General features: G+C 36.1%; 12 protein-coding genes and 2 pseudogenes. 5 read left to right on the forward strand and 9 right to left on the reverse strand.

The features are described from left to right. The coding region (locus F6K06_RS30445) for a helix-turn-helix domain-containing protein (RefSeq protein WP_287244425.1) at nucleotides 1-207 on the reverse strand (207 nt) is incomplete at its 3' end. Between the two features lie 458 nt (nucleotides 208-665). After that, entirely contained in the window at nucleotides 666-2,276 is a 1,611-nt protein-coding gene (locus F6K06_RS30450; protein ID WP_287244427.1) for a serine/threonine-protein kinase, read from the reverse strand. Between the two features lie 1,065 nt (nucleotides 2,277-3,341). On the opposite strand from F6K06_RS30450, the gene pheT reads away from it, so the two are divergent. Continuing rightward, the gene (pheT, locus tag F6K06_RS30455; protein WP_287244429.1) at nucleotides 3,342-5,795 is read left to right on the forward strand and encodes a phenylalanine--tRNA ligase subunit beta; all 2,454 of its coding nucleotides are present in this window, start codon (nucleotides 3,342-3,344) and stop codon (nucleotides 5,793-5,795) included. A gap of 939 nt (nucleotides 5,796-6,734) precedes the next feature. Next, the gene (locus F6K06_RS30460; protein WP_287244432.1) at nucleotides 6,735-10,877 is read left to right on the forward strand and encodes a response regulator; all 4,143 of its coding nucleotides are present in this window, start codon (nucleotides 6,735-6,737) and stop codon (nucleotides 10,875-10,877) included. A gap of 416 nt (nucleotides 10,878-11,293) precedes the next feature. Here F6K06_RS30460 and F6K06_RS30465 read toward each other — a convergent pair whose 3' ends face one another. The 5 genes from F6K06_RS30465 to F6K06_RS30485 all read right to left on the reverse strand — a co-directional run bounded on the left by F6K06_RS30465 (nucleotide 11,294) and on the right by F6K06_RS30485 (nucleotide 17,340). Then, the gene (locus F6K06_RS30465) at nucleotides 11,294-12,655 is read right to left on the reverse strand and encodes an NAD(P)/FAD-dependent oxidoreductase (RefSeq protein WP_124147048.1); all 1,362 of its coding nucleotides are present in this window, start codon (nucleotides 12,653-12,655) and stop codon (nucleotides 11,294-11,296) included. Nucleotides 12,656-13,575: 920 nt separating this feature from the next. After that, nucleotides 13,576-14,631, reverse strand: a complete 1,056-nt coding sequence (locus F6K06_RS30470; protein WP_124147047.1) for a WG repeat-containing protein — start codon at nucleotides 14,629-14,631, stop codon at nucleotides 13,576-13,578. A 117-nt stretch (nucleotides 14,632-14,748) separates the two neighbouring features. Further along, nucleotides 14,749-16,002, reverse strand: coding sequence for a caspase family protein (locus tag F6K06_RS30475; RefSeq protein WP_124155188.1), 1,254 nt, complete (start codon nucleotides 16,000-16,002; stop codon nucleotides 14,749-14,751). Between the two features lie 41 nt (nucleotides 16,003-16,043). Continuing rightward, complete coding sequence (locus F6K06_RS30480) at nucleotides 16,044-16,901, reverse strand: M20/M25/M40 family metallo-hydrolase (RefSeq protein WP_124147045.1); 858 nt, start codon at nucleotides 16,899-16,901, stop codon at nucleotides 16,044-16,046. A 301-nt stretch (nucleotides 16,902-17,202) separates the two neighbouring features. Continuing rightward, nucleotides 17,203-17,340, reverse strand: a complete 138-nt coding sequence (locus F6K06_RS30485; protein WP_161564686.1) for a hypothetical protein — start codon at nucleotides 17,338-17,340, stop codon at nucleotides 17,203-17,205. Between F6K06_RS30485 and F6K06_RS30490 the strand changes: the two genes are divergently transcribed. Continuing rightward, entirely contained in the window at nucleotides 17,322-17,891 is a 570-nt protein-coding gene (locus tag F6K06_RS30490; protein WP_124147044.1) for a hypothetical protein, read from the forward strand. The genes F6K06_RS30485 and F6K06_RS30490 overlap by 19 nt on opposite strands. Before the next feature lie 54 nt (nucleotides 17,892-17,945). Here the strand turns inward: F6K06_RS30490 and F6K06_RS30495 are convergent. After that, nucleotides 17,946-18,266 (reverse strand): annotated as a pseudogene (locus F6K06_RS30495) (transposase); the annotation flags it as partial. A 310-nt stretch (nucleotides 18,267-18,576) separates the two neighbouring features. Then, the gene (locus tag F6K06_RS30500) at nucleotides 18,577-19,293 is read right to left on the reverse strand and encodes a glycerophosphodiester phosphodiesterase (protein WP_124147043.1); all 717 of its coding nucleotides are present in this window, start codon (nucleotides 19,291-19,293) and stop codon (nucleotides 18,577-18,579) included. 217 nt (nucleotides 19,294-19,510) lie between these two features. Between F6K06_RS30500 and F6K06_RS30505 the strand changes: the two are divergent. Continuing rightward, nucleotides 19,511-19,594, forward strand: a pseudogene (locus F6K06_RS30505) (IS1 family transposase); the annotation flags it as partial. 299 nt (nucleotides 19,595-19,893) lie between these two features. Then, entirely contained in the window at nucleotides 19,894-21,321 is a 1,428-nt protein-coding gene (locus tag F6K06_RS30510; RefSeq protein ID WP_287308993.1) for an S-layer homology domain-containing protein, read from the forward strand. Nucleotides 21,322-21,440: the final 119 nt, after the last annotated feature.

Here is a 21,440-nt window from a genome sequence, read left to right on the forward strand (position 1 = left end):
CCATTCTCTGTCTACAGTCTTTTTAGCAGATGTGATCAACTGTTTTTGAAGTTCAGCATTAGTGGGCTTCTTTTCTTCTGATTTATACTTTTGTTGGCAGCAAGCTAGGCTATCGTTCCAGACGACGCGGACACAACTAAATAGCTTGGCTAATCGGTATTTTTGTCCAGGCGTTGGATCGATACGGTACTTAAATCTCGCTTTCATAACCTGACTTTTCAACTAAGAACATAACAACATATTTATTGAAATAAAATCAACTAAAAAGTCCCCCTAAAAGGGGGAGGCTTTAAACCCAATTTTTCGGTAATACCTGTACAAAAATTAAGTTTCCGGAGATATATCTTGAATATGGTTGTTTTTCCATGTTATATCATGTCCAGTCGCATCGGAGCGTGTATAGAATTAAGTTTCAATTGAAAGAAATCCTTCAGCATAGCTGCCTTATGCCTTCTGCCTTTCCTACACCAAAGCATAAGTATTCAAGCGGACATAATATTATTTCCTTAAAATTCAAACTTTGAGGTTTGGAAAAAGGTGATATACTTAATAAAATAGGCAGTAATAACGTAATCATCGTGGTATAAAAAAATTTTTCGAGCATGAAGCAACTCCTGAAAATTTTTCGGCCACTATTATATATATATTAGTAAATATCCACTATTTTAGAATCCCGAACCTCTTTTACCGTTGGGCATAATTGTCCACCAATTAGTTTTTGCCATATTTAGTTGTTTCTGATTTACCATTGCATTATCAAGATTAGTACCACACAGATTTGCTCCTTGTAAATTCGCACCATTCAGATAAGCATTTGTCAGGTCTGCATCCCGCAGATCGCATCCTGCCAAACTAGCTGTACTTAAATAAGCCTTAGTCAAATTTGCATTTTTGAGAGTAGTATTAGTTAAATTAACATGACCAAGATTAGCATGGGACAAATCTGCACCTTGCAAATTACTTTGATGTAAATTAGCTCCATAAAAATTAACTCCAGACAACTTGGCATTACGCAAATTCAAGCGACTTAAATTACAATCAGGAAAATCTCTTCTACCTTTAGCATAAGCACTACGCAACGTTGCAGAAGTCCATTTATCGGGAGTTTGAGAATTTAATCCAGTTGTCTTTTTTGCAGAAATCGTCGTCAAATATCCTTTAGAAACTTCTTTCCTCATCTTCATCTGAGGTCGAGATCGAGTTGTAGGTTTCCTTTCTAAACGAGTTTTGCGTTCTCGAATTTTTTGAGCAATTTGATTATTAGTAGACATCCAGGAAAAATCATTTTCATTGTCATTAAAAACTGTGGACTCTTCTCTAAATAATGTATTTAGACTATTATCTGGAATTAGTTCAACCTGTTTGTTTTCAGATTCTTTTTTCTTCAATGATGTTAAAAGTTCTTCTGCTGACTGGAAGCGATGTCGCACGGAAACTTCTAGCATTTTCTCCAATATTTCCCCAAACCAGTCGCTAATATTAACAAGAGGACGCCAGAGAATTTCACCATTGATCTGATCGTAACCAAGGCTATTTGGAGTTTTTCCTGTCAGCAGAAAAATGCAAGTTACTCCTAGGGCATAAATATCACTTGCGTATACAGGTCGCAAAGCCATTTGTTCTGGTGGAGCAAAACCAGAAGTACCAATAGAAATATTTGTAAAAGCAGTTTCTCCTGTACCACCACTGGCAAGATGAGTTTGATTAACATGATCTTTGACTGCACCGAAGTCGATCAGAACTAAATGACCATCCTGACTCCGCCGAATGATATTAGCAGGTTTAATGTCTCGGTGAATTACTTCCTGACTGTGGATATAACTTATTACTGGCAATATCTCGATCAAAAAGTGTTTAACTTGTTCTTGATTAAGTAAACCCTGTTTTTTGACTTCCTGTTTTAATGTTGAGCCACTTACATATTCTTGAACTAAATAAAAATGTTTCTTCCACTCAAAATAACCCAATAATCTAGGTATTTGGGGATGATGGCCAATTTTACCCAGGGTTTCAGCTTCTCGCTCAAATAGTCTTCGCGCCATGTCTAATACATTTGGCGTTGTTGTCGATGGACGCAATTCCTTGATTACACAAATTGGATCTCCTGGCAAGGAAGTATCCTTAGATAAAAAAGTTGCTCCAAATCCTCCTTTACCAAGAGGTTGAATAATTTGATAGCGATCGCGCAAAACCAACTCTGAACCACAAGCTTGACAGCGATTTAAACTATTTGGGTTCTGAGGTTGAGGACAGGCAGGATTTATACAGTAGCTCATATTATACAAAAATATTAATTTGAATTTTTCTTTGAATGACCAATCTCTTCACACTAATTTCACTAAACAAAGGCCAATTTATTTTGATTTACACAAAGCTTATTATCTAAAATTTCATACATTGATCCTAGTCCTGGCTTGATGAGTCCAGATATATAGTTATATATTTTTCCTAACAAGAGGTAAGTATATTAAGCATTTGATTGATTAGGTTGATTTTAAATCATTGGATTAATAATCTAGATATATTACATTATACTTATGTAATAGTAAGATAATAATATGTAATAGTAAAATGATAATATGATTAAAGTTTATAGTTATTTTGCAAAATAATCTCAAATCACAAAATTCTTGATTAAGATTAAGTTTATCTCTAAATCAAATATTTCCATAATCAGAAAAGGTATTTTAGTCAGGACAGAAAAGTAGAAGCATCAAATATTAAAAATCAAAAGTAGCAATCCGTAATACTAATGAGTTACTCGAAAGCATTAATATGATTTTTGATTTCTGTATCTGCAACCTCCACAAAAGTCAAAAGAAGATAAATATAAGTGAAAAATTTTAACTAATAATCATTTGAGTGAATTAGTAATTAATAAAGTGACAAATGTTACTTTTACCTTTTGTGATCCTGGAAGAAGAAGTTAGAAGTCAGGAAAAGGATCTAACCGTTAAAGGAAGTATTGGCATACAGAATTAATTAGTGGAAGGTTAAGGCCAACTACTAACTAAATACTACCAAATTAATGATTTGTTGGGAGTCTTAAACTCACTTATCCCCCCCCCATGCCCAAAATTTAAGTACCTGTGAAAATTAATTTCACATTTAATTGAGGTCGGGAAAAGAAAATAGTAAGGCAAACAAACCTCCATTGATGATAGAACAGATAGCAGTTTCTTTGCCATATCCCATTGACCATCAAGACCGACGATAAATTAAAAGTTCGACAAATTATGACCCCACCCACCAGAGAGATAAAATGTTACTTGAAGTTATAAATATGGCCTAAGAGCAAATATCTTGCTCTACTGTGCCTCAAGATCGGGAATTATTAAAGAATGCGTATCTCTCTGAACTGGTTGCGGGAACTGGTAGACATCAAAATTTCTCCAGAAGAGTTAGCTGAAACTCTGACAATGGCAGGCTTCGAGGTAGAAGAAATAGAAGATCGAAGCACCTGGGCAACTGGGGTAGTCGTAGGAAAAATATTAGAAGCTAATAAACATCCTAATGCTGATAAACTCAAAGTTTGCCAAGTAGATATTGGCAAAGCAGAGCCATTAAATATTGTCTGTGGAGCGTCTAATGCTAAAGCAGATATTTATGTGCCAGTAGCAACTATTGGTACTTATTTGTCGAAAATTGACTTAAAAATTAAAAAGAGTAAACTACGAGGTGTCCCCTCTGAAGGGATGATTTGTTCCTTGGCAGAATTGGGCTTAACAAAAGATGCTGAAGGAATTCATATCTTTGAGTTAGAAAATCCCCAGTTAGGCAGTGATGTTCGGCCTTTACTTGGTCTAAATGATGTCATTTTAGACTTGACAACAACAGCAAATCGTGCTGATGCTTTGAGTATGATTGGTGTTGCTCGAGAAGTGGCGGCCTTGACAGGAGCATCTCTGAGAATACCAGAAGCTTCTGGCGCTCTGATTACAGAGCAAGAAAGCTCTAGTAGTCTGAAAATAGATATCTCAGAGTCGGCAGCTTGCCCGATCTATATTGGTACTTTTATTGAAGGAGTAAAAATTAGTCCTTCACCAGGATGGTTAAAACAACGATTGGATGCTGCAGGTATTCGGTCTATCAATAATGTAGTAGACGTTACTAACTATATTTTGTTAGAGTGGGGTCAACCACTTCATGGGTTTGACCAAGACAAAATAATAGCCCTGACAGGTAATGAGCAGTTGACAATAGGAGTTCGTTATGCAAAGTCTGACGAATCTCTGACGACCCTAGACAGTCAAAAGCGGACCCTGGAAGCTGAAACATTATTAATTACGGCCAATGACAAACCAGTTGCTTTAGCTGGAGTAATGGGTGGTGAAGAAACGGAAGTTAATGACAATACCACAAACCTATTATTGGAAGCAGCAATTTTTGCTCCGATCGCTATCCGTCGTTCAGCTAGGACTCAAGGTCTACGCACAGAAGCATCAACTAGATATGAACGTGGGGTTAATCACGCTGAATTAGCATTGGCCTGCCGTCGTGCTATTATGTTGATTACTGAACTAGCTGGTGGAAAGACTACTACTCAAGAAAGTTTTAGCACGGCAGGAGACCACCTGACAGTAACTCGTGAATTATCCCTCCGTCTCAACCGAATTAATGAAATTTTAGGACCGCTGAAGCGCGGAGAAGGTACTTTGTATGAATCTTTTCTCCAACCAGAAGAAGTGGAAGGTATTCTCGCATCTTTAGGATGTGGTTTAATTAGATCGGAAATTACAGAGGAGGTAGTTTGGAATGTGACAGTACCTCCGTATCGTTATCGAGATTTAGAACGGGAAATAGATCTTATAGAAGAAGTCGCCCGTTTGTATGGATATGATAACTTCTGCGAAACTCTACCAAGTAAAAGTGCTGCGGGTTATTTACCACCGGAACAGTCTGCGGTGCTTAATCTCAGAGCAGCTTTCCGTGGAGCAGGGTTAACAGAATTGATGCACTATTCTTTGGTTAAGCAAGGTGAGGAAAATCAAATAGCGATCGCTAACCCTTTATTTGTGGAATATTCTGCTCTCCGTACAGAATTATTAAGTGGACTTATTGATGCTTTTCAATATAACCTCGAACAAGGAAATGGAGCATTAAATGGGTTTGAAATAGGTCGTATTTTCTGGAAAGAGGGAGAAAAATTTCAGGAAGCAGATGCGATCGCTGGAATTATGGGTAATGCTCCCAAAAGTTGGACTCTAGGTGGTCGGGAACAACCTTTAAGTTGGTTTGAAGCTAAAGGTATTTTGACACAAGTGTTTGAACGACTCTATTTAGCAGTTGAATATAAACAAACCTCTGAAAATTCCTTATTGCATCCAGGGAGAACAGCGTCATTATGGTTGGAAGGTAAATCACTCGGTGTATTCGGGCAATTGCATCCTCAACTACGACAGGAGCGAGAGTTACCAGATGAGGTTTATGTTTTTCAACTTAATTTAGAGTTACTCTTGTCAGTGATGACTCAAGCAGATATGTTGAGGCGCAAGTTTAGCGGTTATTCTACGTTCCCACCTGCTGACCGAGATATTGCTTTCTTTGTGTCAGTTGAGGTGTCTGTGAATGAGATTAAACAGGTAATTTCTGAGTCTGCTGGAAAGTTATTAGAGTCAATAGAATTATTTGACGAATATCGGGGTGAAAATGTACCGGAGGGTCAAAGGAGTTTAGCATTTCGATTAATCTATCGGATGAGCGATCGTACTCTTACTGATGCAGATATCGATCCAATTCAGCAAAAGGTACGAGATGCTTTGGTTGATAAATTTCAAGTAAATCTCAGAAGTTAATATTTGTGAGTTATTGTTGGTAGTTTATCATCAACATCAAAATGATGAATTATCAACAATAAATAAGGTTTGCGCTCAAAAGTCTTTTAGTAGGGGGTAGGAGACAGGAGACAGGAGACAGGAGACAGGAGAAATGGGAATGAGCGAGGAGATAGGAATAAGAATTGTCCCTTGATTTTTCTGCCAAACTATGCGCCTAAAATACGCTCCTTTTTGAGCGTTTTATACCAAATTCACGCAAAGGCAGTTACATCTTAATTTGTGATTTCTTCTTAAAAGAAAAAATTATAAATTCCATAAATTCTAAAATTTCCACCTTTTTTCCTCTTTAATATTTATGTTTTTCTTTCTCTGTTCCCTGTTCCCAGCTCCGGTGTTCCCTGTTCCCTGTGTCCTCACGCTTTGCAATATTTTATGAAATTGGTATTAGACTCAAACAAGCGCACTTTTTTCGATCCTAAAAAGGCTAAAACCAATATCAGTCAATGCTTTGATATTTAATCAGCAAGCCCTAAATACATCTATATATATCTCCATAAAAGAGGGAATAGGGAATAGGGAATAGGGAGAAATTTATCAGAACCTTAACCAAATTATCAGCTTATCTCTGTAGCTATTTTTTCATTAATAGATTAATATTAAGACAGTTAATCATTTTCTTTGTGGGTTTAATACCCCACCGTCTACAGGGTGTTCAAAATTACTTGGGGGAGCGAATCCCCATGTAATTTTCCTCCTGTCTCCTGTCTCCTGTCTCCTTCTTCAAATAATACTTATTGTTCAAACTTCTGAATAATTACGAAGTTTAATTATCCTAATTTAGACAACTTGAATACCATCAAGTAAAATGTAATTTTATGAATATTGATAACTGCCAAAAACAAAGTAAAAAAAATGAACTTTTTCCATAAGAATAAAAAATCACTAAAAAATTATAGCTTGACAAGCAAACTAGGATTAATATTACTAATCATCTTAGGTTATTTAGGCAATTATTTCAAATTACCTTTATTCTTTGGGGTAGATTTTCTCTTCGGTAGTATTGCAGTGTTTATGATAGTCGAACTCTATGGAGTTATATGGGGAACAATAGCCGCCTTCATTGCTGGTAGTCACACATACTTCCTCTGGCACCATCCCTATGCGATCGCTATCTTTACTCTGGAAGCTATGTTTGTGGGAATAATGTTAAAGCGTCGCCCTTGGCAAAATATAGTCTTGCTAGATGGAATATATTGGCTTTTGATTGGGATGCCTCTAGTAGCATTATTTTATGGATTAATGTTGAACGTAGGTACAACACAAACTGTATTAATTATGTTGAAGCAGTCAATTAATGGCTTCTTGAACGCCTTAATTGCTAACTTAATTGTTAGTTATTTACCTATAAATCAACTGTTTAAATTATCTAAAAGTTACAAAAAAATCTCTTTTCAAGAAACTATTTTTCACTTATTAGTCGCATTAATTTTATTACCTGCTTTAATCCTCACAATCTTGAATGGACAACATATACTAACAATAGTAGAAAAAGATATTCAAAAAGAACTGAAGGCCACAACAATTCCTCTGGTAAATAATTTACAGTTTTGGTATCAAAAACACTTGTATGCTGTTGAAGAATTAGCAAAAATAGCAGCTCAAGTACCTGAGAATGAAATATCTACTCTTCAACAAAGTACATCAGTAATAAAAAAAGCATTTACCTCTTTTTTAAAAGTATATGTTACTGATGCTAAGGGTAATATAATTGCGGCTGAACCTGCATTGAATGAATTAGGAGAATCATTAGTCAACTTAAACATATCTAATAAGTATACTTGGAGCAAACTTGCCAAAGAATTGCAACCACAAGTTACAGATATTCATAGAGATAAAGCATCTCCTTTTCCTCATATAGGTATCATAGTACCAATAGTCAAAGAGAATAGCTTCCAGGGAATAGCTTATGCTTCTGTCGGCATAGCTGAATTAGGTCAACTTCAGCAACTAAATACTCAAATAAAAGAAATAAATATAATACTGGTTGATAGCAAACAATACATCATTACTGAGGGTAGTTCAGAGGCAACTACGAAGGAAAAATTTGACTTACAGGAAACAGGAAATGTGGAATACGAAGGAGATATCTTTAAGTGGCAACCAACAACACCAGGAATGCCAAAGATGAAACGATGGAAACAATCTTTTTATGGAAAAAAGATGCAAATTAGTGCCGATCTTCCTTGGACTCTATATGTAACATTACCTACAGCTCCTTACATAGACTTCCTAGAAACGAGTTATATTAAAAATTTGGTGACAATGCAAATAATCGCAGTGGTAGGATTAATCATATCAGTCTTAGTCAGTAAAAAATTAGTAGCACCGATGTTAACACTGACACAAGTAACCACAGACTTATCTCAAAAACTACTGTATCAAGAAGCTCCTATAGGTTTGGCAAAGAAGAGTAGAATCGCAGAAATTAATACCCTCACTGCTAACTTTCAGTCAATGCTATTAGCTTTACAGGAAAAATTTACTGAAATTAAGCACACAAACGAATCTCTAGAAAACCGAGTCAGGGAAAGAACTCAAGAACTACACAAAAAAAATCGAGACCTCAGTGCAGAAATTCTGGAACGTCGCCGGATAGAATCTATTTTGAGCGATCGCGAAGAACGCTATGCACTTGCTATATCTGGTACAAACGATGGAATTTGGGATTGGGATATACAAACAAATCAGGTTTACTATTCACCTACCTGGATGAGAATTATTGGCCACGAAAATGACCCACTTCCTTACACTTTATCTACTTGGTCAGATAATATACATCCAGAGGATCTAGAAGCAACCCTCAGAGATGTAGAAGCACATTTAGCAGGAGAAACAGAACGTTATCAGAATACCCATCGCATCAAACATCGGGATGGGCATTATGTCTGGATATTTACCAAAGGACAACGTATTTGTGACGAATCAGGTCAACCCTATCGTGCTGTGGGCACAATAACAGATATTACAGAGAAGAAACAAGCAGAAGATCGAACCAGAGCTGCTAAAGAAGAAGCAGAAATTGCTAACCGAGCCAAAAGTGAATTTCTTGCTACAATGAGCCATGAGATTCGGACTCCAATGAATGCAGTTATTGGGATGACAGGTTTACTGTTAGACACAGAGCTAAACTCACAACAGCAAGATTTTGTCGAAGTTATCCGCAACAGTGGAGATGCTTTATTGAGCTTAATTAATGATATTCTTGATTTCTCTAAAATTGAATCTGGCAAACTATGTTTAGAGGAACAACCTTTTAATATCCGAAGCTGTATAGAGGAATGTCTAGATTTATTGGCTCCAAAAGCAGCCGAAAAAAAATTAGAGCTAGCTTATCTAATACAGCAACAAACTCCTGAAGTTATAGTAGGAGATGTAACTCGGTTACGTCAAGTATTAGTTAATCTCCTCAGCAATGGAGTCAAATTTACAGAAACTGGGGAAGTGGTATTATCAGTAACAGCTTCACTTCAGAATCAAAATTTAGACCCTGGGCAAAAAAGGGATTATCCCATTCCTAATCAAACAGAATGTCTAGAATCAAATATTCCCTGCTCTACTGTCTACGAAATACAATTTGCGGTTAAAGATACTGGTATTGGTATTCCTCAAGATCGTATGGATCGTCTGTTCAAACCTTTCAGTCAAGTTGATGCTTCTACAACTCGTAACTATGGTGGCACAGGATTGGGGTTAGTTATTAGCAAGCGGTTAAGTGAAATTATGGGAGGAAAGATGTGGGTAGAAAGTGAAGCAGGAGTTGGTTCGAGTTTCTTTTTCACTGTAGTAGCTACTGCTATTGGCGAAAATTCATGTCTTGGTCAGAAATCAGAAACTGAAACAATATTAAAAAATAAACATTTGTTAGTTGTAGATGACAATGCTACTAACAGGCAAGTACTAACACTTCAAGCAGAATCTTTATGTATGATTTCTCAAGCTGTAGGTAGTGGGCAAGAAGCGATAAATTTATTACAGTCAGGACAGACATTTGATTTTGCTATTCTAGATGTATATATGCCAGTAATGGATGGCTTCACTCTAGCTAATAAAATTCGCAAGTTACCTAATTGTCAAGAATTACCTTTAGTTTTTCTCAGTTCTCTAAGTCAACTAGAATACTCTACTGAGAACGTTAATATCAATGCTACTGCTTATCTCAACAAACCAATTAAACAATCTCAACTAGAAAAAGTGTTAGTAGGTATCCTGAGAGAGAGTATAGTTGATAGTACCCAAAAATCTAAAATTCAATCAAATTCCAAGTTAGCAGAAAAATTACCTTTAAAAATTCTATTAGCTGAAGATAATGTCGTTAACCAAAAAGTAGCAATTAATATTCTCAAAAATTTAGGATATCGGGCTGATGTTGCCGCTAATGGTTTAGAAGTATTAGCAGCTTTACGTCGTCAATCTTATGATGTGGTACTGATGGATGTACAAATGCCAGAAATGGATGGTTTGACTGCTACACGCCAAATTTGTACTGAATGGGAAAAAGAAAAACGCCCGCGTATTATCGCTATGACGGCCAATGCAATGCAGGGCGACCAGGAAAATTGTCTAGCTGCTGGTATGGATGATTATATTAGTAAACCAGTTCGCTTAGAAGCATTGACTACAGTTTTAAGTAAATATGGTCCCCCACAAACAACAACTGAAAAAGATGTTTTACCTCAACTAGAGTTAGAAGGAGTTGTCGATCTAGCAGTGTTGCAAGAGTTGAAGGAAATGGCTGGAGGTAACTCAGAGCTTTTAGTAGAAGTAATTGATTGTTATCTGGAAGATTCACCTAAACTTTTAGATGAAATGAGTCAAGCAATTAAACAACAACAGGCAAAATTACTACAAAGATCTGCTCATAGTATGAAATCTAGTAGTGCTTCTGTGGGAGCTAATAATTTGCCTGAGCTTTGCAAAGAGTTAGAATATATTGCGCGTGAAGGTACAACAGAAGGAGCGGATAAGATTTTCTCTCAGTTACAAGCAGAATATCAGCGGGTTGACACTGTCCTACGGTCGGAACTTCAAGCTTATATTTAGGGTTTAAAAGAAGGAAGAGGGAAGAGGGAAGAAGGAAGAGGGAAGAGGGAAGAAGGAAGAAGGAAGAGCTATTGGTAGTAGAGTGACACAGCTAAAACTGTGCATTAGCTTTTACAGCGCTTTTCAAATTGATGAACACATCGTTATAACCAAAACCATGTAGAGACGTTGCATGCAACGTCCCTACTGTGGTCTACTGAAATGAAAACCGCTGTAATATCATGTCCGGTTGAACAGTTATAAATAAACTACTCAGAATTCAGCAATTCTGCAATTCTGCAATTCAGAATTCAGGAGCGAAGAAAGACGAAAATAAGGAGAAAGTTTTTTTATCACTAATTATCCGGACATGATATAACTTAAAAATTCTTACTTTTGACTTTTGAATTTTGACTTTTCCCTATTCCCTGATTAAATTAAGCTTCACCAGATGATTCGCTTGTTACTAGCGGAGTATAGCGAGCCTGGCATTCTTCATAGGTAGGTGCTTTAGTTGCTTTTTCAGTGATTAGACGAGCACCACCTTGACCAGTAAAGTAGCTCCAGGCCCACTGAATCATGACAATGAGTTGGTTATCAAATTCAATCATATAGTAGATATGAATAAATAACCAAGCAAACCAAGCTAGAGGACCTGAAAAACGAATTGCTTTATATTGTACAACTGCTTGGTGACGACCAATAACTGCCAAACTACCGTAGTCAATATAGTGGAATGGGGGTAAGGTCTTATTTTTCAACCGTTTTTGAATCAGTTTCGCTACATAAAATCCTTCCTGCATTGCTGCTGGTGCAACTCCAGGTACTGGAGAGTCTCCCTGATGAGAGTAGTTAGCTAAGTCTCCAATGACAAAGATGTCAGGATAACCAGGTACTGTCAAATCTTCATTAACAAAAACACGACCTGCGCGGTCTAATTCTGCCCCTGTACGATTAGATATTGCTTGAGAAACTGCTGATGCTTTAACTCCTGCTCCCCATAATATTGTGTGAGCGGGAATTTCTTGGGTTGTTTCTCCAGAGCGAATGGTGACGATATTGTTTTCTATATTAGTCACTCGTGTTTTAGTCAACACTGTGACTCCCAACTTCTCCAGTTCTATTTGTGCTTTTTCTGATAAAACTGTTTTAAACGAAGGTAAAACTCTTTCTCCACTTTGGATTAGATAAATTTGAGCTTCGCTAGTATTAACAGAGCGATATTCTTCTTTTAATTTAGTGTGCGCTAACTCTGCTAAAGCACCTGCTAATTCCACCCCTGTGGGACCAGCGCCAACTATTGCAAAAGTTAACAGTGCTTTTCGTTTTTCTGGATCTGATTCTTTTTCTGCAGCTTCAAAGGAGGCGAATACTCTACGACGCATTTCTAGTGCATCTTCTACTGTTTTTAGTCCAGGAGCTTTTTCTGACCAATCATTTCCGAAATAATTATGGCTAACACCAGTTGCCATAACTAATGTATCGTAATCTATTTCTCGATCGCTCAAAATGAGTTTTTTCTGTTCGGGATTGACATCCACAACTTCACCCATCAAAACATGGGTATTTTTCTGTTCTGCAACTACACCGCGAAGAGGAGAAGCAATATCTCCGGGAGAAAGACTACCTGTAGCTACCTGATAAAGTAATGGTTGAAATAAATGGAAATTTCTCTTGTCAACCAAGGTTACTTTAACAGGTGCTTTTCCTAGCTGTTTGGCAGCTTCTAGCCCTGCAAATCCACCTCCAACGATGACAACATGATGAGGAGATTGATGTTTTTCCTGGTTTAGACTCATAGTTATTTCCCTCTTTCGACTGAGTAATTATTATTTAAGTAGCTATCAGCTATTAGCTATCAACTATCAGCCTAAAAATTTGCGCAATTAGGTATTTTTTTCGGAGCATTCTGTCAGGAAAAGCTTGGGTAAAACATCCCCTACTTCTAGCTTGTCGCTTAATTTTAGGAGGGGTTTAAATCCCCTTTATGTTCTGGAATGCTCCGCAAACGCGCAAAGCTGACTACCGATCGCTGAACTGCTGAACGCTTTTTAATAATAGTAACTTTTTTTAGCCTTTAATGGTCGTTATATTGCAACCTTGTTTTCAAAATATCACAACTTTTAAAAGGGTTTTAGTATCAAGAGTTACTTTTGTTTACTTTCAAAAAAAGCTCATTTTGTTATTGACAAAAAGAGGCTTTTTCGATATCATTTTAAGCACAAAATAATCTAAAATTGATAATCAATTCAAATAATCATATTAAAAAAACATGGTTTTTGCTAGAGTAAATATTAAAAGCTACTGCCAATAAAGGTATAAGATATTGGTTACTTGCAAATTAGATGTATAATAGTTGCAATATTCTCCCAAAGCAAAAAAAAAGAGTAAGCAGATGTATTCAAATGACTCTCTATAGCTTACTCTTAGTTTGACCTACCTACTTATATCATTTCTTAAAAAGAATGCTACGTTTGATTGGGTGGGGAAGAGTGGGAAGTGTGGTAGGTGTAGGAGAGGTTAAAAGTAGGAAAAATCTATACTAACTGACTCATAATTGTCAAAAACAGACTTTGAATCTTGGTAACTATCTGACTGTTGAAGTATAGCATTACTTTTGGTAATTGGTATTATATCATGTCTGGATAATAGCGATCTAGAAAAAAACTATCCTGTTTATACATGGTAAATCTCTTGATTCTCCCTATTCCCTACTCCTTTATTTAGTTAAATTCCAGACAAATCTGCCAATTTTATCTATATAACCCTTTTCCCCGTCTACCCACACCTCTGCAATACCATTGGAGAACCCAAAAGCATTATCAAACTCTGGCTCAATAATCATCTCATTAGAAGCATTAATATAGCCATACTTGTCATCAATCCTGACTTCTGCTAAACCTTCTGAAAAGTTGCCAGCAAAATCATATTGCGGTTGAATTATTCTGTTACCAGAAATATCTATATAACCATACTTGTCATCAATTTTTACTGCTGCTAACCCTTCAGAGAATTCTTGATTAAAAACAAACTGTGGTCTAATAATCTCTCTACCAGTTTTATCAATATATCCCCACCTATCCCCAATTTTGACCCTCGCTAAACCATTGATAAAATCTCCAGCAAAATCATATTTTGCCTCAATTACCACTTTTCCAGTCTGGTCTATGTACCCATATTCATAAGCACTACCAATTCTCACTGCCGCTAATCCATCAACAAAGAACCCGCGTCCCGTTTGTCCTCTATATTCTGGCTGAATCACTATTTTGCCAGTTGGATCGATATAACCCCACTTACCATCAATTGTAACTCGTGCCAGTCCTTCAGAAAAATAGACCGCCTCTTCAAACTGGGGTTGAATTACCATTTCTCCACTTTTATTAATGTAACCCCATCTCTGACCAATTTTTTTGACTGGTGCTAAAGATTGGGAAAAACGTACAACAGAATCAAATTCTGGCTTGATAGCTATTTCTCCTTGTTCATTAATATAGCCCCACCTTTCTGCAATTTTTACTGCTGCTAATCCTTCTGAAAAGTTTTTTACCCGCTCAAATCTTGGAGGGATAACTATTTTACCCATCTTGTTAATAAACCCATATTTTCCGTTTTGCTGAATCGGAAATAATTTTCTTACTTTTTTTTTGACAGGGGATGCTGTGGGGGTTGGTGGTGGGGGTTGGTCAATTAATTCCTGAATTTCTTTGACCGCGCTACAGGATGTTAACCCTAAAAGAGCTAGACTTATAAATAAATATAGAGAGCGTTTCATTTTGTACAATTTTCCTCCAATTTCTAGTTAATTCTTTAACTTGTATAACTAGATTCAATATTCTTAGGTTTTGGTCATTTATACCATGCCTCATATCTATTTGTACTATTTATTTGACTATCTTCCCGGGATATCTGCTTCGCATTTGAGTAGACGCTCAAAAATAGTAATCGCTGTTTTATCTGAAGCTTTGATAATTTTTTCTTCTACACCAATATTAATTAATTCCATTCCTAAACGGAGAAAATATGCTCGTTCTATTTGATTATTAATTTCTTGTTCGGTGATACTTCCTCCAGCATTTTCTATGTAAGATTTTTGCGGGTCGAAATTCAACATTTTGACTATTGATTTAACTACATATTGTTGCTCTGGTCGTGCTTTGGATAAAAGATTAATAATTGGTTGTTCCCAAATAAATTTAATATCGGCTTTACTTGCCTGATTTTGTAACCATACTTCTAAAGTTGAAACTGGCAAATCAATTGTTTTTTCGTCTACTTTCGCAAAGCTATGAGCTTCGATATAACTAATTTTTCCGTCTTGATTATAATCTGCTGAAGCTACTCTTTTTCCCATACGGCTATAACCACTTAATCCGGCAAAAAAACTGGAACTATAATCTTTATAATCTGATTCGTTTACTTCTGGAGTGCAGCCCACTGAAGGTAAAGTTTTGATAGTAGCAAAAAAACCACAACGGCTCTGAAGTGCTATAGGTCTATTAGGGTCGCCACCTTGATAAATAATATTCGCAAATGAGCCGGAAAAACATTGAGCCATCATTGTTACTACTGGAGTATTTTGGGGTAATTTATCTAGAGTTTGTGATAATTTATGAACTGTTAGAGGTCGGTCTTCCCAAAGCATTAGAGCATTATTATTATAATTGTTTGGGTTTTTGATGCCATGACCTGTAAAGTAAAAAAATATAGGGGGATGAGATGTTTCTCCAGAAGCTTTTTGAAACCAATTAAGGAGATTTTTTAATGTTGCTTTACCCTGAATATTCGGAATTTCTGGTACTTTAAATCGTTGTTTTCCTAATTCATCAATGTAGCGAATTGTGGCTTGCCCATCATTGCCATTAGCAAAAAATGTTGTAGCTGCTAATGGGTTATATCCGATTTTTTCTAGGGTTCGTTGAAAGTAAAGTACATTTTTTTCAATAGCAATTTCATTTTGCGCTGGAGTACCACCTCCTCCAAATACTAAAAATTTTGGTTGTTGTCGATTAATTTGACAATTATGAGTTTTTTGTTGGCTGATTTTTGTGGAATTATTATCTGCTTCTGCTACTTTTTGGCTACTTCCGACTGCTAGAAAAATTAATCCTAAAATTAGCTTTTTAATTGTAGATTTTTTGGGCATAATTATAATATCTTAGTCTAGATTTTTTCCTAATTTATTTTTTACACAATATTTCTAATAGCGACAATTAATCCCTGACAAACTCCTGTGAGAAAATCTAAATTTAAAGTGTTAATAGTATCACTTTTTTGATGATAATTAGGATTTCGCATATTGGCAGTATCGGTAATCATTATAGCGTTATATCCTCTATCCCAAAATGGGGCATGGTCACTGCGACGAGTATCAGGCACAATTAAACCTCGATTTGGTACTGGTAAAAGCTGACAATTCGTTCCTATTTTATTAAATTTTCTACTCATTTGACACATATCAATGATGGTCAATAAATTGCCAATTAATGCAATAAAATTACCCTGGTTTGGATAAAAATATTTTAATCCTGTAGGATAACTTTGGGAATTGGGAGTAGAGTCACAATAACCGAGCATTTCTAGGGATATCATTAGTCTAAGTTGCTGTTGTTTTTGTTTGAGTTTTTCGGCATAATGCTGACTACCTAATAATCCATATTCTTCCATATCAAAAGCAACTAAACTAACTGGATATTTTAAGGGTTGAGATGAAATTTCTCTGGCTAATTCTAGTAAAACTGCTACACCAGTTGCATTATCATCTGCTCCTGGTGTACCTGGTACTGCATCATAATGAGCGCCAATTAATATTGGTGCTAATTTCTGTTTTTTACTGTTATTAATAGAGGATAAATTTAACACTAAATTTTGATGGTTTTTGCCTCTTACCTGAAATTCATCAATTTCTACATTTCCCCACTGTGACAACTGCCGACCGATATATTGTCTGACATAAAAATGCCCTCCTGATGCTAGATATGGGTCGCGATCGCGTACTATTTCATTCAGATGATTTTGTAATCTTGCTTGTAAATTAAATTTCATAAGTACTTATTTAAAAGGGAGTAGGGAGTAGGGAGTAGGGAATAGGGAGTAGGGAGTAGAGGAAAATAATTGATAAATAAGAGAATAGGGAGAATAGTAGGGAGTAGGTAGTAGGGAATCAAATATACAATTAATTGTGCTTCACTACTTATTTTTATCTTTTACCGAAAAATTGTGGTAGCCTTCCCTTTTCAGGGGATAATAAAGAAAAATTTTCCTCTGAGTCTATCCTATCCATTTTAAAGAAGAGGTAATTGTTAATTATTCATTATTAATTATTCATTGTTGAACTTCTTCCTTCTTACTTTAGTTGTGAAATACCGATTAAAAATACTCCAAATACCATAATTGCAGCTCCTAAAAATCTTTCTTTGATGCCTTTTTCTTTGAGAATTATTTTCCCCAAAATCACACTAAATAATGCACTGGTTCTTTTCACATAAATTACAAAAGATAGAATTAGAGGCTTTTCATGATGATGCAACAAATATTGAGAAGTATTTAGAAGAAAATACCATAAATTTAGCGTTGATTCATTTTATGATGGCTTATGTGGAACCAGAAATCATTATTTCTAAAGCTTCAAAAATTTTAACCTCTGGAGGTTTGTGTTCCATTGCTACTTCCACACTTGGTTCTTTTAAAAATCTTCAGATACTTGCTAATATAGGAAATTTAATAAATAAATTTTATGGCTTTTCCAAGATTTCTACAGATGATAATGTGAAAATTCCTAAGAATGAAAAGAAATTAGAATCTTTATTAGAAAAATATGGATTTGCTATTATAGCTCAAGAAATCTGTGAAGAAAAAGTAAAGTTTACTGATTTATATCATGTGCATAATTGGGGGGTTAATTCTGGTTGGCTAACTCAAATTTTAGCCCCAATTACCAAAGTACAACTTGATAAAGCAAATTTTTTCTTGAAATACTTTTTTCCTTTAGAAGACACATTCAAAAGTGCTATAATTCTTGCTCAGAAACAATAATATAGTAGTTCTTGTTGTTAGCACTGCATCAATCAAATTGAAAGTAATACAACACTACACACATACATTAGGACAGTTTTTGAACGCGGCGTCTACACATTCTCCTACAGTCTCAAATTCTTTAAGTCTTTGTTTCATCCATGTTTTTAAGACAGCCCACCAATTCTCTATCTTATTCAAATCTGGTGAATAAGGTGGTAAATACCAGATTTCGCATTCTGCCTCTTCAACAATTTCTCTGATAGACTCCCCTTGATGAAAACTGGCATTATCAATAATAATAATGTCTCCCGGCTCTAATTGAGGTAGCAAACAGTTTTTTAACCAACTTTCAATCTATACTTTATTGCACGAACCTTGAAAAGTTAAAAGAGAGCCTCATAACTAAGAGGTTCTTTTTGTTTAGAGAATAGTTTGTATAGCAGAAGAAAGAATCAGGAAAAATATTGCGTTGCCTGAGTTTTAAACTTTTGATCTGTCTTAACCTTTCCTTCGACTACTATAAACAAAAGATTAAGTAGCGTGTGTGATAGTATGCTTACCATTTTTGGAATAATTGTCAATTTTACATCTCATGCAACGTGTGCTGTTGGATGGTTACGTAACACCATTTCTCAAAAACTTTTCTACATTTTATTGAGCAGGGGAGTGGGGGAGTAGGTAGGAACGTTGCATACAACGAATGCTAATTCCCATCAAATAAGTTCAAAGCTAAATCTGGTCTATCTGTAATTAATGCAAATGCTCCTTGTTTGACAGTTTCAACCATTAATTTTTCATCATTAATTGTCCAAACATAGATATTCTGATTAAACAGCTTCATGCGCCAGGCAAAACCAAATTTTATCAATTGATAATTAGGCGAAACAAAATCAGCTTTAGTTGTAAACAAACGAAATTCAGGAAAGATTTCTGATAATCGAGTAGCAATTAAATTTTTGGGTTTACTAAGTCCTAATAACAACCCAGTTGTAATTTGATTATCTGCTTCTTTGACCGCAATAATAGCAGCATCAAGAAAAGATTTAATCACATAATCTTGATAATCTAAATATTTTTTGACTAAATTAACTATCTCCAATTCATATCCCACTTCTTTCAATTCAATATCAAGTTTAATTTTCCCCTGACACAACTTCAACACATCCTCTATCAATGGGACATCAAAACCTTTTTGCCGAGAAATATCCAAAAGTTGTTGATAACTCAAATCACTAATTTTCATCCCATCAATTGATTCATCGTGAAACGCAACAAATAAATTATCCTGAGTTTTTCTCACATCAAACTCCACCATTGGTACACCCAATTCAATAGCTTTTTCAAAAGAAGCTAAAGTATTTTCAAATTTCACCAAGCCAGATGCACCCCGGTGAGCAATAATTAATGGTTTAGTAGTCATTTTATTTAAAATTTCTGAGACTCAAACTTTGAGCTTGAGGGACTTGCAAATTATTAATATAAGTTGTTTTGCATTTAAACCATATATCCAATTTTTGTCAAAGGGAACAGGGAATATAGAATCTAAATGATTCTTAGCTTAAGACCCAATTTTTCGGTGAAAAATTCTATTCTGACTCCTGTCTTCTGTCTCCTGACTCCTTCTTCAATTTAGCTGTACTTTACGGCAACGAATTTCACGTTTAGTCAGGAAGACTTTATCTTTTTCCAAAAAGCTGGAAAATCATATAGGGACTATCTAGCATTTCATCCATCATTACAATGCCTCGTTACCTATAGCTTCATCCTTTCCTTTTTAGGACTACCAGATTTTATTACCGAAAATTATCATAAGACATAGGAGTGAAAATCAAAAATAAAATCAATTCTTATCAATTACTTCTCCCTGTTCCCTGTTCCCTGTTCCCTGTTCCCTCTTTTCTGGAGATGTCTATAGAAAAAAACTTCTGACTTCTGACTTCCTATTTCTGACTTAGAGCGCAGCGATAATCTTCCTTTTATCCCTAATGGTAGTCTAATCTAGAGCTGTCACTATATAGCTATGACAATGACAAATATACCTCCGAACCCACCTTCACGGTCAAGGCCAGTGGAACGTGATGAGTGGATTGCAATATTTGTAGCCTTAGCGACTCTTGGCAGTGTATTTTTCTGGACAACGACTAGAGGGAATGATGGGTTTAATCTATTCTCCAAACCTATTCTTTCTTTACCTAAATCTGAAATAGTTGATAGTCCAGATGTTAGTACAGAGGAGTCAATTTTTAGCTTAGGCACACCACAACTTAATACGCTGACTGGCGAACCAGAATCAAATTTTGGTCAAGCACTTTCTACTTCTGAAGAGTTAGAAACAAGTTTGGCTACTCTGACTCCTATTACTAATACTTTTGAGCAGTTAGAGACAAGTTTTAAAGGTTTGGCTCGAGCCAATACTGAGGCTGAGACAACACTAGAATTAGCCAAATCTACAAAAGTCCCACAAGTTGGAAAGGGTTTGGCCACATTAGGTATTGGAAGTATCTTACCTGGATCTCCAATGGCAACTGCACCTTTGCCTCTGGCCCCTCCTATTCCTAGTTTAACAACAGAGTCACCCACGACAGATTCTCCTTCTCCAGAAGCAGAAACTTCTGAGTCACCAGGGGCGAGTGAAACAGCAGATTCTTCTTCTCCAAAAGCAGAAACTTCTGACTCATCCACGGCAGATTCTCCTTCTCCAGAAGCAGAAACTTCTGAGTCACCAGGGGTGAGTGAAACAGCAGATTCTCCTTCTCCAAAAGCAGAAACTTCTGACTCATCCACGGCAGATTCTCCTTCTCCAGAAGCAGAAACTTCTGAGTCACCAGGGGCGAGTGAAACAGCAGATTCTCCTTCTCCAAAAGCAGAAACTTCTGAAATTCCGTTAGTCGTTACAGCAGCGCCATCTCCTGAAATATCTCCTATTGGCAAAATTAAATTTTCTGATGTTCCAGATAATTTTTGGGCCAGTAATTTCATTCAACCTTTGAAAGAACGTGATATTATTGCTAAGGTTGATAACGATAAATTCGAGGCAGATCAACCTGTAACGCGAGCCGAATTTGCTACTCAAATTCCTAAAGTATTTGAGGAAAAATTAACAGAAAGTGCTGTTAACTATAAGGATGTACCAGCAGACTCACCGACTCAAAAAGAAATTCAAACAGCTACTAAATCTGGTTTTTTGAGTGGGTATCCAGGAAATATTTTTCGTCCAGAACAAGAAGTACCAAGATTACAGGTATTAGTTGCTTTAGCTAGTGGCTTAAATCTGGAAATTCCATCAAATCCTGATCAGGTTTTAAGTATTTATCAAGACAAAGAAAAAATACCTGATTGGGCTAAGGAAAAAGTAGCAGCAGCTACTGCAACTGGATTGGTAGTAAATCATCCAGATGTAAAAATTTTGAATCCAAATAAACCTGCTACTCGTGCTGAAGTTGTGTGACTCGTTGGCCACTAAACCAGGAAACTGGGTATAAATGGCCGTTCCAAGTCACCACATGAGGACAACCTCGACTTGTGAATAACTCTTATTACCTTGGTGGTGAAATTCCATCCGCCTTG

Source organism: Okeania sp. SIO1H4, assembly GCF_010672695.1.
Classification (GTDB): Bacteria; Cyanobacteriota; Cyanobacteriia; order Cyanobacteriales; family Microcoleaceae; genus Okeania; species Okeania hirsuta.

Excerpts from the sequence above, each read along its gene's own strand:
- F6K06_RS30450 (WP_287244427.1), bottom strand. The coding sequence starts at position 2,276 with ATGAGCTACTGTATAAATCCTGCCTGTCCTCAACCTCAGAACCCAAAT.
- pheT (WP_287244429.1), top strand. The coding sequence starts at position 3,342 with ATGCGTATCTCTCTGAACTGGTTGCGGGAACTGGTAGACATCAAAATT.
- F6K06_RS30465 (WP_124147048.1), bottom strand. The coding sequence starts at position 12,655 with ATGAGTCTAAACCAGGAAAAACATCAATCTCCTCATCATGTTGTCATC.
- F6K06_RS30470 (WP_124147047.1), bottom strand. The coding sequence starts at position 14,631 with ATGAAACGCTCTCTATATTTATTTATAAGTCTAGCTCTTTTAGGGTTA.
- F6K06_RS30475 (WP_124155188.1), bottom strand. The coding sequence starts at position 16,002 with ATGCCCAAAAAATCTACAATTAAAAAGCTAATTTTAGGATTAATTTTT.
- F6K06_RS30480 (WP_124147045.1), bottom strand. The coding sequence starts at position 16,901 with ATGAAATTTAATTTACAAGCAAGATTACAAAATCATCTGAATGAAATA.
- F6K06_RS30490 (WP_124147044.1), top strand. The coding sequence starts at position 17,322 with ATGCACTGGTTCTTTTCACATAAATTACAAAAGATAGAATTAGAGGCT.
- F6K06_RS30500 (WP_124147043.1), bottom strand. The coding sequence starts at position 19,293 with ATGACTACTAAACCATTAATTATTGCTCACCGGGGTGCATCTGGCTTG.
- F6K06_RS30510 (WP_287308993.1), top strand. The coding sequence starts at position 19,894 with ATGACAATGACAAATATACCTCCGAACCCACCTTCACGGTCAAGGCCA.